The organism is Lysinibacillus sp. NPDC056220, from assembly GCF_049315265.1.
GTDB lineage: Bacteria > Bacillota > Bacilli > Bacillales_A > Planococcaceae > Lysinibacillus > Lysinibacillus pinottii.
The window spans coordinates 56,441-69,647 of the sequence record NZ_JBMOXD010000010.1 but is presented as its reverse complement, the minus strand read 5'-3'; the positions used below and the strand labels follow the sequence as shown (position 1 = coordinate 69,647).

General features: G+C 37.2%; 15 protein-coding genes and 1 riboswitch. Of the genes, 5 read left to right on the top strand and 10 right to left on the bottom strand.

Annotated features, from left to right (window positions below; genetic code table 11):
* Positions 1 to 282: 282 nt before the first annotated feature.
* From ACOZBY_RS20225 to ACOZBY_RS20215, 3 genes are all read right to left on the bottom strand, one after another.
* Complete coding sequence (locus ACOZBY_RS20225) at positions 283 to 1,905, bottom strand: S-layer homology domain-containing protein (protein ID WP_031416347.1); 1,623 nt, start codon at positions 1,903 to 1,905, stop codon at positions 283 to 285.
* Positions 1,906 to 2,008: 103 nt separating this feature from the next.
* Positions 2,009 to 3,175 carry an endonuclease Q family protein gene (locus ACOZBY_RS20220; RefSeq protein WP_012291969.1) on the bottom strand — a complete coding sequence of 389 codons (1,167 nt, stop codon included), beginning with the start codon at positions 3,173 to 3,175 and terminating at the stop codon, positions 2,009 to 2,011.
* A 70-nt stretch (positions 3,176 to 3,245) separates the two neighbouring features.
* Entirely contained in the window at positions 3,246 to 3,416 is a 171-nt protein-coding gene (locus tag ACOZBY_RS20215; RefSeq protein WP_196243869.1) for a hypothetical protein, read from the bottom strand.
* Between the two features lie 144 nt (positions 3,417 to 3,560).
* On the opposite strand from ACOZBY_RS20215, the gene ACOZBY_RS20210 reads away from it, so the two are divergent.
* From ACOZBY_RS20210 to ACOZBY_RS20200, 3 genes are all read left to right on the top strand, one after another.
* The gene (locus ACOZBY_RS20210) at positions 3,561 to 4,142 is read left to right on the top strand and encodes a TetR family transcriptional regulator (RefSeq protein ID WP_031416345.1); all 582 of its coding nucleotides are present in this window, start codon (positions 3,561 to 3,563) and stop codon (positions 4,140 to 4,142) included.
* A gap of 71 nt (positions 4,143 to 4,213) precedes the next feature.
* A complete protein-coding gene (locus tag ACOZBY_RS20205) occupies positions 4,214 to 4,567 on the top strand; it encodes a DMT family transporter (protein ID WP_012291966.1) in 354 nt (117 codons plus the stop codon).
* Positions 4,567 to 4,881: a DMT family transporter gene (locus tag ACOZBY_RS20200; protein ID WP_012291965.1), complete on the top strand. Its 315-nt coding sequence runs from the start codon at positions 4,567 to 4,569 to the stop codon at positions 4,879 to 4,881. Before ACOZBY_RS20205 ends, ACOZBY_RS20200 begins: the two co-directional genes overlap by 1 nt.
* A gap of 89 nt (positions 4,882 to 4,970) precedes the next feature.
* Here the strand turns inward: ACOZBY_RS20200 and ACOZBY_RS20195 are convergent, their stop codons facing one another.
* Positions 4,971 to 5,762: an ABC transporter ATP-binding protein gene (locus tag ACOZBY_RS20195; RefSeq protein ID WP_031416344.1), complete on the bottom strand. Its 792-nt coding sequence runs from the start codon at positions 5,760 to 5,762 to the stop codon at positions 4,971 to 4,973.
* 5 nt (positions 5,763 to 5,767) lie between these two features.
* Positions 5,768 to 6,814, bottom strand: a complete 1,047-nt coding sequence (locus tag ACOZBY_RS20190) for a FecCD family ABC transporter permease (RefSeq protein ID WP_031416342.1) — start codon at positions 6,812 to 6,814, stop codon at positions 5,768 to 5,770.
* A 195-nt stretch (positions 6,815 to 7,009) separates the two neighbouring features.
* Positions 7,010 to 7,199, bottom strand: a riboswitch (cobalamin riboswitch).
* A 154-nt stretch (positions 7,200 to 7,353) separates the two neighbouring features.
* On the opposite strand from ACOZBY_RS20190, the gene ACOZBY_RS20185 reads away from it, so the two are divergent.
* A complete protein-coding gene (locus tag ACOZBY_RS20185; protein ID WP_031416340.1) occupies positions 7,354 to 7,950 on the top strand; it encodes a biotin transporter BioY in 597 nt (198 codons plus the stop codon).
* A 116-nt stretch (positions 7,951 to 8,066) separates the two neighbouring features.
* Positions 8,067 to 8,651 (top strand): YdhK family protein, encoded by a 585-nt coding sequence (locus ACOZBY_RS20180; RefSeq protein ID WP_012291962.1) that lies wholly within the window; start codon positions 8,067 to 8,069, stop codon positions 8,649 to 8,651.
* Between the two features lie 56 nt (positions 8,652 to 8,707).
* On the opposite strand, the gene ACOZBY_RS20175 is transcribed toward ACOZBY_RS20180, so the two are convergent.
* The 5 genes from ACOZBY_RS20175 to ACOZBY_RS20155 all read right to left on the bottom strand — a co-directional run bounded on the left by ACOZBY_RS20175 (position 8,708) and on the right by ACOZBY_RS20155 (position 13,172).
* Positions 8,708 to 9,394, bottom strand: a complete 687-nt coding sequence (locus tag ACOZBY_RS20175) for a response regulator transcription factor (RefSeq protein ID WP_036160392.1) — start codon at positions 9,392 to 9,394, stop codon at positions 8,708 to 8,710.
* On the bottom strand, positions 9,366 to 10,766 hold the full coding sequence (locus ACOZBY_RS20170; protein ID WP_031416337.1) for an ATP-binding protein: 1,401 nt from the start codon (positions 10,764 to 10,766) through the stop codon (positions 9,366 to 9,368). Before ACOZBY_RS20170 ends, ACOZBY_RS20175 begins: the two co-directional genes overlap by 29 nt.
* 129 nt (positions 10,767 to 10,895) lie before the next feature.
* Complete coding sequence (locus tag ACOZBY_RS20165) at positions 10,896 to 11,438, bottom strand: NADPH-dependent FMN reductase (RefSeq protein WP_036160389.1); 543 nt, start codon at positions 11,436 to 11,438, stop codon at positions 10,896 to 10,898.
* 64 nt (positions 11,439 to 11,502) lie between these two features.
* A complete protein-coding gene (locus ACOZBY_RS20160; protein ID WP_012291958.1) occupies positions 11,503 to 12,120 on the bottom strand; it encodes a nitroreductase family protein in 618 nt (205 codons plus the stop codon).
* Positions 12,121 to 12,188: 68 nt separating this feature from the next.
* Complete coding sequence (locus tag ACOZBY_RS20155; RefSeq protein WP_012291957.1) at positions 12,189 to 13,172, bottom strand: ring-cleaving dioxygenase; 984 nt, start codon at positions 13,170 to 13,172, stop codon at positions 12,189 to 12,191.
* Positions 13,173 to 13,207 lie beyond the last annotated feature (35 nt).

The window sequence follows — 13,207 nt, the reverse complement described above, 5'->3', positions numbered from 1 at the left end:
GTTCAATCTCATTTTTATCCTTATCGCTTATTAATGTTTAGTTTATGTCGCTATAGCATTTGCGGTATACAGTTGAACTGTGTAATGGCGCTTCAATCATTACGAAAATCTTTTCCAAAGAAAAACCGGTGGTGAACAACACTGTCAGGCAGGTCCTCGTCACTTGACAGGTAATGAAAACGTTGCTGAAAAAGTTGTATGACGAATAAAAACATAGAAGCTTTCATTTATCACGAAAACGTTAAAAGGTAGAGGCGCCATTTCACCTCTACCTTTGATGGTCTACTTATTGAATAATTGATTCAGATTCACCATTATTTTAGCTGCTTGCCCTCTTGTAGTTGAAGCCGCTGGTGAATACTTCTGTCCATCTCCGGACACAATTCCTAGCTCAAATAACATCGTGATGGCATGTTTTGTCTCTGCATTATAAGATGTAATATCTGTAAATGGTGAACTTCCTTGGACAATATAAGGCTGTTTAAATTGTTGCTCATAGGCACGCTCAATCATTACTGCTAATTCAGCGCGGCTTACAGGTCTTGCAGGGTTGAATTTCCCATCGGCCCCCTTAATAATGCCATGTGCATACGCTGCCGCAATTTCCGACTGTGTTTTCGCATCATATTTGGCGATATCTGTAAACGGCGTCTTTTCCTGTGTTGATATCCCCAGACTTCTCACTAGTATTGAAGCTACTTGTGCTCGTGTCACATTTTGATTAGGTTTAAATGTACCATCTGGATAGCCATTCATCATCCCCGCTTCTGCTGCTTGTTGAATATACTCTTTTGCCCAATGATGAGCTGTATCTGTAAAACGTATCGTTTCTCTAGTAGTGAAAGCCGCTGTTGGATTTTGAACACTTTCATTACCAGCAGCATCAATTGCTTTTATTGTAATAGTGTAGTCTGTATTCTCAGTCAGATCCGTAAGTGTCATCTCTGTTGTATCAGCAGTTACTGTTGAAGCTAATTTCCCATTTACATATACTTGGTAATTTTCCACACCTACATTATCCGTCGCTTCTCGCCAACTTATATCCACAGTTTTATGATCCTTCACATGTACTTGAATAGCATTTGTTACATCCCATAAGGAACTAGTTTTTATGATTGGTAAAAATGCCTCATTGGCTACTGCGAAATAACCGGCTTCACTTAAATGAATATTTTCTGGATTTGGAAGATAGCTTGGAACATCCTTTGCTACAATATCAGATGTTGGTACAAAAAATGCTCCAGCCTTTTCAACTGTCGTTTTAATGGTTGTATTCATTGTAGCCAATAGTATTTTAAATTGATTTTGTAGGCTCTCACCATAATAGGGGAACGAATTGTAATAGCCCATCACATAAACTTCTGCTTGTGGATTTAGTTTTTTTATTTCAGTTAAAATTGCTGCAATATTGGTTACAGCCTCTTTTGTAGCCTTTATAATGGCTAGTGTATCAATTCCCGCTGTCTGTGATTCTTTTAATATTGGCAGTAAATCATTAGCACCAATAGTTAACGTAATAATCTCTGCCTCTTTAATAGATGCTTTTAATTTAACCTGTTCCATGGGATAGCCAAAACCTGTCACTGTTTTTGCAACATCATTTTGTATATCTGCCAACACATTTTTTGTTGTATAGCCTGACATCGCAAAGCCTTTATTAAAAGAAGTAATGAAACCCTCTTTTTGTAAAGCTTGTGCAACATAATCTGGGTAGCCTAATCCGATTGCACCGACCTCATTCATCCCATGTGCAATTGAATCACCTAGAGCTACATAATCTGCCTGAGTAGTCCAACTTGGTGCTATGTAATCTCCTGTTTCTTCAGCATTCGCAACGACAGGTATCGTTAATTGTAATGCTAGCATACTAGTAGCTAAAAATTGGCATTTCTTTGAAAGTTTCATACACTCTCTCCCCTACCTAAAAAATAGTAATTGTTTTAACTATTTTACTAGAAGAAGGATAAAAATAGGTTAAAAACCCAGCAATGTTTTTTAATCATTTTTGCTATTCCATGTGTACCTTCCCATAAATTCCTCCACCACCAACTTCAATATCTAAATGACCTGTTCTTGCCGCATCAATTAATTTGGCTATTTTATGTGGCACTATTTGTTCAAGCTGTTCCATGGTAACTTGGTGTAAAATATTCATCTCTGTTCCGAAAGCATGTAGTAGTCTTTCCATCATTTTTGGGCCAATCCCTGGAATAAAATCGAGCGGTACTTGATGGATATACGGTGGTCTATTTTTTTCATGTGGAAAATTCTCTGATAACTCCTGAATACGTGTAGCAACGCCTTTTATGATTTGCGTACTTTCACAGTTCGTACAAATCATAGCCTCGTTACTAAGCTGTTCTCCACATTTACTACAAACTGTCTGATGATATTTACCTAGCAATGGATTTAAGCCATAATTGGCTATTATGGCTCGTCCCTGTTGATCACGGAGAGCCATTTGTAATTCTATAAAATTTGCATCTGCTAATCGTAATTTTTGATACTCACGTGCCAGTTTTCCAAGAGAATGAGCGTCAGAATTACTCACGAATGGATAGGATTGAAGCTCTTTAATCTGGCGTACCATGTTTGTATCTGAGCTTAACCCTAATTCAATGGCATCTATTAGCTGCGGATCAAAAACCTCTGTTAAACTGCGATGAACACCTTTCCCATATAAACTTTTAAATGGGGTAAATACATGTGCAGGAATAAATAGCCCTCCCAACTCACGGACCTTTTTTTGTAATGTCCTTCCTTCACAGTAAATTCGTTGTGAGCTTAAATGAATGTTTTTCATATGCTGAGACATCCAATCTGAAAATTGTTCCATTCGCAATAATGTAGGAAAGTAAGCAAGTACATGAATGGGACCATGACAATGATGGTCATAGATTTCTATTTCTGAACCAGGAATCAGTGTCGTTTCTTGAAAACGTAGTCCACCCTCTGCCAGCTCCACCAGTTCTCCTTGGTCAATCATCACTTTCATTTCTTCTATTACCTCGGGCGAATGGCAATCAATAATACCAATGATGTCCAGTCCCTTTCTTGCACTAGCAGTCTCCAATATACGGGCTAATGTCAACGTTTTACTGCCAGTAATTTTCACGGCACGCCCTTTGGCTGTACGACCAATATGAATATGTAAATCAGCATAGAATTCTTTCATGTTCATTCACTCCTTAAGCGCTACTTAAACGAAAATACCTTACATGACTGCAAGGCATTTCACAATTTTATTATGATGGATGATTATTGGTTGTGCTATTATTTTCCTCATAAGCCCCAGAGCTGTGTGGGGGTGTAGATGATGAATCATAGGCAACTAATGTGACACCCATTTTTTTCTCCAGTTCATTAATTTTCGCAAGTTGCTGTGAATCTAATTGTGCAAATTTAATGTCTTCCATTGTCATCAATCCTTTCAAATATAAAGTTCCCCGAATTTAAAACAACTATACTTACCTAAAAAATGACTGACTATCAGTCATTTTTCGTTGACATTCATTTTTCTCTCCTGTAACATACTAATAAAGATGGCAAAAGTGAGGGATATCATGTCAAAGGAAGAAAAAATTATTCAAGCAGCCATTGAAGTATTTCGAGAAAAAGGTATTGAAAAAACAAAGGTTTCAGATATCGTAAAGGCCGCTGGTATTGCACAAGGAACATTTTATCTTTATTTCCCATCGCGCCTTTCAGTTATGCCTGCTATTGCAAAAAATATGGTAGAGCGCATTATAGCGACTGTCGAAGAAGGAGTTTCAGATCATAAACCCTTTGAACAGCAGCTTGAAGAAGTGGTTGAAATGATTTTCTTAATTACGAAAGAATATGGAGATATCGTTGCACTTATTTATGCGGGTATTGCACAAACTGAGCATTTGAAAGAATGGGAAAACATCTATTCACCCTACTATCATTGGATGAGTAATTTCTTATTAACGGCTCAACAGCAAGGAGTCATACGAGATTCCATTAACCCATCACGTTCAGCCAAGCTTATCATTGGGCTAATTGAATCTGCTGCCGAACAAATTTATTTGTTTGACGATAGTAAGGATGAAACCATGCAACTGCTTAAACTTGAGCTTCTAGACTTTTTATATCATGCACTTGGCCTACGTCACGCATAAGTGGCGTTCTCTTTTACCTCAAAAATGACTGAATGTCAGTCATAATATTTTACTATGAAAGGAATTTATTTATGCAAAAAGAATGGATGTATGTAGGACTAACAAGTTTATTTGAATTGTTCTGGATATTCGGTTTTAATGTAGCAAATTCATGGTGGCATTGGATCATTATTGTATCTATTATCGCTATTGATTTTCACTTCTTATCAAAGGCTTGTGAAAAACTTCCTACTGGTACTGTCTATGCAATTTTCGCTGGAGCAGGTGCAATCGGAACGACCTTAATGGATATTTTTATTTTCAATGGTGACTTTAATGCGATTAAGGGGATATTTATGGTTATTTTAGTGTTGGGCGTTATTGGCCTAAAATTGGCGGATAATCCATCGAAAGATCCTAGTACGACAAAAGGAGTGGATGCATAATGGGCTGGGTATTCGTTATATTAGCAGCAGTGGCGGAAATAGTCGGTGTCATTGGTTTACGCTTTTATAGTCAACATAAAACCGTCCGAAATTTATTATTATACATCGGAGGCTTTGGTTTATCTTTTGCACTTTTATATGCTTCCTTCAATTATTTACAATTAAGTATCGCCTATGTTGTTTGGGTTGGTATTGGAACTGTAGGTGCCGTGCTTGTCAATATTATGTTCTTTGGGGAATCTAAAAACCTTGCACGAATCATCAGTATCGTTGCAATTATCATTGGAGTTGCAGGTTTAAAAGCAGTATCTTGATATTTGATTACAAAGGGCGCCCTCTTAATGAAGTGGCGCCCTTTTTATTTAGATGATGTTAAATGATTGAGGCAAGACAATTGTGATTACTAAATAGGGTTGGTCCTTCTTGCAAATTGTTCAGGGACATATGTAAGATACGGTTTACCCGTCAGTGTATGTGTTTGAATATCTGCAAATACTCCAAATACTTCTTGCAGTAATGATGGTGTAAGCACTTCTTCTGGTGTACCATGACAAACAATGCGTCCACGCTGTAAAACATAAATTTGATCACAGTACATTGCGGCGATATTCAAGTCATGCAAAGCGGCTACTACTGTTAGATGTAAGGTTTGAATTAAGTCCATCAACTGAAGTTGATGTTGAATATCTAAATGATTTGTTGGTTCATCTAATATAAGTACGTGTGCTTGCTGAGCAAGTGCTCTTGCCACCATGACACGCTTCTTTTCCCCACCGGAAAGTGAGCTAAAGCTTCGTTTCGCGAGATGCAATATACCCGTTTGCTTGAGAGCATTTTTAACAATTTGAAAATCCTGTTCCTGATCAAGCTCTAAAAGCTTTTTATGTGGAGTCCTTCCCATACTGACTAAATCGTCAACAGTAAAGTCAAATAATACAGGTGTTTCTTGACTCACAACGGCTAAATTTTTAGCAATGGCTTTACTAGATTGCTTTAAAATATCTTGTTCATTTAACAAGACTGTCCCACTTTCCGGCTTTAGGAGACGATACATATTTTTAAGCAAGGTCGACTTCCCACTACCATTAGGGCCGATTAACCCGACAAATTGCTTTTTCTTTATTTTTACACTTACCTCGTGAAGTATTTGCTGATCGTAAATGGAGAATGATACTTGTTTTGCTTCTAATGTCATGGAACTTAATCTCCTTCACCGAAAGAATAATTGTTACGACGGAGCAACCAAATGAAAAATGGTCCCCCACAGAAAGCTGTAATAATACCGATTGGCATCTCCTGTGGGGCAATTATAATGCGAGCTAAAGCATCTGCCCAGACTAAGAATATCCCTCCTAATAAAGCACTGACCGGTATTACATATTTATAGTTAGAACCGACAATTAACCGTACTATATGCGGAATAATTAATCCCACAAATCCGATAGAACCACTGACTGCTACAAGTACCCCCGTTAAAAGAGAGACAAGTAATATGAGCTGTATGCGAAATTGTTGAAGATTGACTCCTAATGTTACAGCAGCCTCTTCCCCAAGTAATAGCAAATTTAAATTTCGATAAAATAGCCATAAAAGGGCAAACACTATGAAAAAGATGGAAGCTGGAATAATAATATTACTCCATTTAGCTCCAGCTAAGCTTCCTAACATCCAAAACATAACGGCCTTTAATGCACCCTCTTGCTTTGACATCATTAATATAAAATTAGAAATGGCTGTTAATATAAAGGAAACTGCCATTCCTGCCAATAGCAAGCGAAAAATCGAGACCCTGCCACCTACGCGCGATAAGAAAAACACTAACCCAATCGCAAGCAAAGACCCTATAAAAGCTGATACAGAAAGTGCGTAAATACCTAAAAATGAAAAAGCACCTAAAATAATTACTGAAGTTGCTCCAACTGCTGCTCCTGAAGAAATTCCTAATATGTACGGGTCTGCAATGGAATTTCTTACAAGTGCCTGAATTGCTGCCCCTGCAATGGCTAAACCCGCTCCAACAATAGCCGCAAGGATGACACGGGGTACTCTTATTTGCCATATAATAATTTCCTGTGAGCGACTCCAATCCTGCTCTATTGTGTGTTGTATAAAGGGTAATTTTGAAAGAATTACTTTCCATACATATAATGGCGTCACAGAAACAGATCCTACCATCACAGCAAATGTCATGGATACGATTAATACTAAAAGAAGCACTAAAGAAAATAACATAAATTTTTTATTCATTCATTAAACTCCTACTAAGATGATGAATGAAGCAATTAAATATACTTTCGCATGATTTTGGCCAGATCCTCTTACTTCAGTTAGCACTCAATAAAAAAAGGGCATTTCATGCAAAATATGCACAAAAATACCCTCGAATAAACAAAGTCAGAAAATCCAGCTATTGTCCGTAATTGCTTGCATCCTCGTGGGCATTACAGGTATTACTTATTGGCAGGTCTCCTGGCTTCGATTCATCATCCTATAATTAGCCTTCCCATTTTAATAGTGGCAAATAAACATGATAGGACTCCTCGTTACAGTTGCGGGACAGCATCGGACTTCCACCGATTTCCCTTTTAAGCGACATTGTTTCAAATGTCACACCAATAGTATGTGAAGTTATAAAATTATGACGATTCTATCATACATTTTTATAGATACTTAGTCTACAAGGAATTTCCAGCATACTTGAGTTAACAATGAACAAAAATTAAGTTGACACAAAAAACTTAGTTTTTTACACTATCGGTAAGTACTCTGAAATAAGAGGTGAAATCATGACAACAGCAACAAATCAAAGTCATCAAAAATTAAGAACTGTAGATATGGCATATATTGGATTATTTTCTACCCTTATGATGATCGGCGCCAATATAACTTCCTTTGTACCCTTTATGACAGTGGGAGGAGTACCGATTACTCTCCAAACCCTTTTTGCCATTTTAGCAGGACTTATTTTGGGTAGTAGAAAGGGAGCGCTTGCCTGCACAGTTTATATGTGCATTGGATTAGCAGGAGCCCCTGTCTTTGCTCGCTTTGGTGGAGGCTTTAGTCAACTATTAAGCCCCACATTTGGATTCATTATTACCTTTATTTTAGCAGCGTATATGGCTGGATTAATGGTAGAACGAAGTGGTACGAGAAAAAGCTATATTCTAGCGGCATTTTTGGCAACTGCTCTCAATTATTTAATAGGTACCAACTGGCTGTTTATTGCATACAAACTATGGGCCAGTGCGCCAGAGGGTTTTTCCTATAGATTAGCTTGGCTCTGGATGATCCCCCCACTTCCAAAAGATATTATTTTAGCTATTTTCGCTGGTTTTTTAGCGTACCGACTGCAAAAAACATTGAAAATCTTACCCATTCAATAACGCTTACACCCACTTCTTAAGTTAATGGACTAAAGAAGTTTTTTGTAATCGTTAATGTTCATCCTTTCTGCATATTTGTTTGTTACAGTAAGGGCAAATAGAAAGGAGAATCTCATATGACATTCAAACGAAGGTGGTCAGGTGGACTATTATTAGCAGTTGTTTTACTAACTTTATCAGCTTGTTCTGAAGATAAAACGGAGCCTTCATCAACTTCAAATAATACTCCAGAGTCGGAGCAACAAACAGAAATGGATCACTCCACGATGAACCATTCTAGCTCAGCAGAAGTACCAGCTACATTAAAAAAGGCTGAAGATCCAACATTTCCGGTAGGAAGTACCGCTTTGATTAAAGATGGGCATATGGAAGGGATGAAAGGTGCTGAAGCGACAATTGTTGGTGCCTATAAAACTACAGCCTATATTATTTCTTATAATCCAACATCTGGTGGCGAACGTGTAGAGAATCATAAATGGATTATCCATGAGGAATTAATTGATGTAGGAGAAGCGCCTCTATCCTCTGACACAGAGGTAAAAACGACTGCTACTCATATGGCAGGAATGAAAAACGCGACTGTCCGAATTGAAGAAGCTGTACCAACCACTGTTTATATGGTTGATTATATTTCTACGACGAATGGTGAAACAGTGAAAAATCATAAATGGGTAACAGAAGATGAGTTAACAGCGCAATAATCCGAACAACCTCTCCCAATAGATTTGGCAGAGGTTGTTTTCTAGTTTTTATGTTCTCAAGGCTTTCGATCCGCAAACTTATGCCATTTATAGCCGATTCCCCAAACAGTTTGCAAATAATCATCAGCAGGAAAACCGCTTTTTCTTAATTTTTCACGTAAATTTCGGACATGGGAATCGATAGTGCGATCCTCAATGGATACATGATATCCCCAAACTGTATTAATAAGATGTTCCCTTGAAAATACTTTATTTTGATAATCTAGAAATAAGGACATCATGGAAAATTCTTTTGGTGTTAATGGGATGGCTTCTTGTTGAAAATATAATTCAAAGGATTCTTTATCTAAGCGTAACCCCTCAAAGACAACGACTTTGTTTTCTACTTTGGTTCTCCTTAATACAGCATGTATACGTGCTAATAGCTCTTCCTCATCGAAAGGTTTTAATATATAATCATCTGCCCCAATGTTTAATCCTTTTACAATATCCGAGTGCTCTCCTTTTGCCGTAAGCATGATGATAGGTACATGCCAAAACTTCCTGATTTCTTGGCACACTTGAAATCCATCCATCTCTGGCATCATAATATCCAAAAGAACTAAATCAACATGCTCTTCCTCTAGATATATGAGCGCATCATGAATGGACGACATGGCTCTACAATGAAACACGGGCTCTAAATAAAGAGTCAATAAATCTAACATTCTTGGTTCATCGTCTATGCATAAAATGGTTTTCATCCGCTCCTACTCCTTTAAACGATAATTCAAAAACAGTCCCTTTATTTAGTTCACTTTTAACCGTCACTTCTCCCCCATGGGCCTGTACGAGTTCCTTAACAATTGCAAGACCTAATCCAGAGCCACCTAAAGCACGACTTCTAGATTTTTCTACACGGTAAAAGCGCTCAAAAATAAACGGTAAATCTTTGTTGGGAATCCCTCTTCCTGTATCACGAATAATAATCGTTAAAACACCATTGACCTTCTTAACATTTACCGTGGTAGTATCTCCCTGTCCGCAATAGGTCAATGCGTTATTTAATAGATTGATTATTATTTGCTCTAATCTTGCCTCATCTGCCCATAACGTTAAGCCGTTTTCACAGCATACCTCAAAGTGGATATCTTTTTCTTGAAAAGCAGGGCTTAATTTCCCCTTAATGCCAGTAAAAAAAGCCTGTAAATCTAGATTTTGTTTTTCAATTATAAAGGAGTTTTCATCCATTTTAGCTAGATCAAATAAATCCTTTATTAAACGAGAAAGTCTATTTGTCTCTTCCCGTATAATGGCTAAATATTTTTGTCGATCCTGCGCTGATAAATCACGTTTATAAAGAATATCGGTATAGCCTTTAATAAAGGTTATCGGTGTACGAAGCTCATGGGCAATACTAGATAAAAACTCTTCGCGTTCCTGCCTTAAATGATTTAACTCATTGGATAGTAGCTGAATGGCATTCGATAAATCTCCAAGTTCATCTTTGCCATTTGTAGAAAGAGCGACAGTAAAATCCCCTTTACTCATTTTCAAAGTGGCCTCTTTCATCTGAATTAATGGTTCCGCAAGTTTTCTAGATAACACAATGATGACAGCAATGGTTACTAAACCAGAGACGATGCCCACAATAAGAAAATGTTTATTTAAACGTTTCATTAAAGCATGGATTGAGTCTGTATTTTGAAACATAAAGACATAGCCAATCGTTGTCTGCTCACTTTTCATTGGACTAATAGTAGCAATAGCTTTTACCTCTCGCCAGTTATCTTGTAGAATCTTTCCCTCGTATGGAATAGTCTCATCTATTTTCTTTATCAGCTCTTTGATTTCAGGATGTAGTTGCGAGGAGGCTAAAATGATCCCCTCAGCATCTGTCACCACTACATCTGTAGATTCTTCCGATTCCATCAGGACGACATGTGCTAATGTTTCGTTATTAAAGTTCTGTTCTAATATTGTGCGATGTGAGTTTCCTCTCGCTTGCAAACTTGCTAATTCTTCTTCGACTCTAGAATTAGTCAATGAGGCGTGTAAAAAAAACATCATAAATGTTTCAATACAAAATAATGTAATGAAAAAGATGATGCCTAGCTTTAGTGATAATTTTCTCATCTGTAACCACCATTTTAGAGTTTCTTACTAGTATATCGGCAAAATATGAAGATTTCATGCAGAAAAAAACTCGATCCAAACAGAAAAAGACCCATAAGTATACTATAAACTTATGGGTTAGGTTTTAAATTAAATGTATTTTTTTGACCAGTTTAAGAAATTATCGATGACTACATCTAAGAATTTCACTGTACCCTCATCCGTCAAATTACCTTCTTCATCAAATTTAGTATGCACAGCACCGATATAAACATCATTACCACTTAGTAATGGTGAATTAATACCAGGTGAGAATAATATATCACGCAGATGTAATTGTGCTTTAACAGTACCTAAATTCCCCATAGATGCACCCATTATAATAGATGGCTTGCCAATCATTACTTTATCTACACGAGATAACCAGTCAATTGCATTAACCATCACACCTGGAACAGTTCCATTATATTCTGGTGTTATCCATAACACTGCATCTGCAGCCTTTACTTTCGCTTTAAAATCAAGTACTGCTTGTGGTGCTTCATTTTCGATATCTTGGTTGTACATCGGTAAATCCTTCAGACTTAACACTTCTAGATCCAATTTCTCGGCATAACGTTTTTCAATAAATTGAGCTAATTGCATATTATAAGATTCTTTACGGATACTCCCTACGATGGCTACTACTTTCACGATGTTTCCTCCTAAATGTATATTATTCATAGTATTTATATAACTTTTGTAATTTTATACCACTTTAATAATAAGTGGCAAATTCTTCGACTGGCTTACGATAACCGCGTAAACGACGACTGCTTTCTTTTTCTTTCCCAATAGTAATCATGAGAGCTATTTCTTGCTCTTCGGGCACATTGAAAAGCTCACGCATTTTTTGATTATCGAAGCCTATCATAGGACAAGTGTCCCATCCGCGATTTTTCGCTGCTAGCATAAATAACATTGCTGACAAAGATGCATTTCGAATCGCTTCTTCTTTCATAAATGCATCGCCGCGATCTTCATAAAAGTGAGTATTCTCAGCAACTATTTCTTCTAACTCATATGTTGTGATAATCCCTAAGTCCACCATACCCTGACTTAGTTCAGCCGTGTTTTTATAAGCTTTTTTATCACCTAATACAAGAATGACCCCAGAAGCTGAATGTACTTTATATTGACCATATGCAGCTTCTCTTACTTTTTCCTTCATAGTCTCATCTAACACAACGATGTAATTGGCATGCTGTAAGTTAAAAGCTGACGGAGCAAGTTTAACATCCTCTAAAATTGGACGTATATCTTCCTCAGTCATTTTTACGTCCTTTAAAAAATTGTTCGCCGATCGACGCTTATCAATTAATTTGGAAAATTCCATTCATTAAACCCCCAATCCAATATGTAACCATTCAGTAGTGAAAAAATTCTCTACTGAATAAAATAATATTACTCATATTCTTTATCGAACGTAATGGAACTTCTTACAGTATCTATAGGGCGAACAAGGCCTTCAATTTGGGTACGTTTTGGTTCTAGGAATGGTGGTAATGAAAGTTTTTCTCCTAAAGTTTCGTACGGCTCATCCCCCATAAATCCTGGGCCATCTGTTGCTAACTCAAATAAAATTTGTGGCGCTACACGTGCATATAATGATTCAAAGAAATGACGATTTACATAGCCAGATGTGTGGAAACCAAAGCTTTCAAAACGCGCAGTCCATTCATCTAATACTGCACGATCCTCTACACGGAAGGCTGCATGGTGAACAGTACCAAAACCTTGGCGCGCTACTGGTAACACAGTGTTGTGTTCTACAATCACTTGGGCTCCATTTCCACCCTCACCTACTTCAAATAGATGGAAGTCACCCTCCTCCCCAATCTCGGTAAACAGCATTACTTTTTCTAAAACATCTTTAAAGTAATTGAAATTAGCTACGCGAATAAATACTGGTCCTAAACCTGTAATAGCATATTTAAGTGGAATAGGACCGACCTGCCAAGGCGTACCTGATGCAATTCCTGTATCATGCTCATCAGAAATAAGCTGATACTGCTGATCATCAAAATCCACGAATGATAATGTTTTTTTACCAAACTGCTCTTTAATACCAGTATGCTTTACATGCAATCGATCAAAGCGCTTTTCCCAATATTCTAAGGAAGCATCTGTTGGCACACGGAAGGAAGTCTTTGAAATTTCGTTCGTACCATGTACACCTTTTTGAATGTTAGGGAAATCAAAAAACGTCATATCTGTACCAGCACTACCTTTATCATCTGCAAAGAATAAATGATATGTTTGAATGTCATCCTGATTTACTGTTTTCTTCACTAAACGCATTCCTAATACATAGGTAAAGAATTTATAGTTTTCTTCAGCACTGCTTGTAATAGCCGTTACGTGGTGTACACCTTTTAAATGGTTCATAAAATTCTCCTCCTATTATCTCGAAATCGAGATAT

Coding starts and splice junctions, on each gene's coding strand:
- ACOZBY_RS20200 (WP_012291965.1), top strand. CDS start 4,567: ATGGGCTGGGTATTCGTTATATTAGCAGCAGTGGCGGAAATAGTCGGT.
- ACOZBY_RS20225 (WP_031416347.1), bottom strand. CDS start 1,905: ATGAAACTTTCAAAGAAATGCCAATTTTTAGCTACTAGTATGCTAGCA.
- ACOZBY_RS20195 (WP_031416344.1), bottom strand. CDS start 5,762: ATGACATTAGAAGCAAAACAAGTATCATTCTCCATTTACGATCAGCAA.
- ACOZBY_RS20170 (WP_031416337.1), bottom strand. CDS start 10,766: ATGAGAAAATTATCACTAAAGCTAGGCATCATCTTTTTCATTACATTA.
- ACOZBY_RS20215 (WP_196243869.1), bottom strand. CDS start 3,416: ATGGAAGACATTAAATTTGCACAATTAGATTCACAGCAACTTGCGAAA.
- ACOZBY_RS20190 (WP_031416342.1), bottom strand. CDS start 6,814: ATGAATAAAAAATTTATGTTATTTTCTTTAGTGCTTCTTTTAGTATTA.
- ACOZBY_RS20205 (WP_012291966.1), top strand. CDS start 4,214: ATGCAAAAAGAATGGATGTATGTAGGACTAACAAGTTTATTTGAATTG.
- ACOZBY_RS20185 (WP_031416340.1), top strand. CDS start 7,354: ATGACAACAGCAACAAATCAAAGTCATCAAAAATTAAGAACTGTAGAT.
- ACOZBY_RS20220 (WP_012291969.1), bottom strand. CDS start 3,175: ATGAAAGAATTCTATGCTGATTTACATATTCATATTGGTCGTACAGCC.
- ACOZBY_RS20175 (WP_036160392.1), bottom strand. CDS start 9,394: ATGAAAACCATTTTATGCATAGACGATGAACCAAGAATGTTAGATTTA.
- ACOZBY_RS20155 (WP_012291957.1), bottom strand. CDS start 13,172: ATGAACCATTTAAAAGGTGTACACCACGTAACGGCTATTACAAGCAGT.
- ACOZBY_RS20180 (WP_012291962.1), top strand. CDS start 8,067: ATGACATTCAAACGAAGGTGGTCAGGTGGACTATTATTAGCAGTTGTT.
- ACOZBY_RS20160 (WP_012291958.1), bottom strand. CDS start 12,120: ATGGAATTTTCCAAATTAATTGATAAGCGTCGATCGGCGAACAATTTT.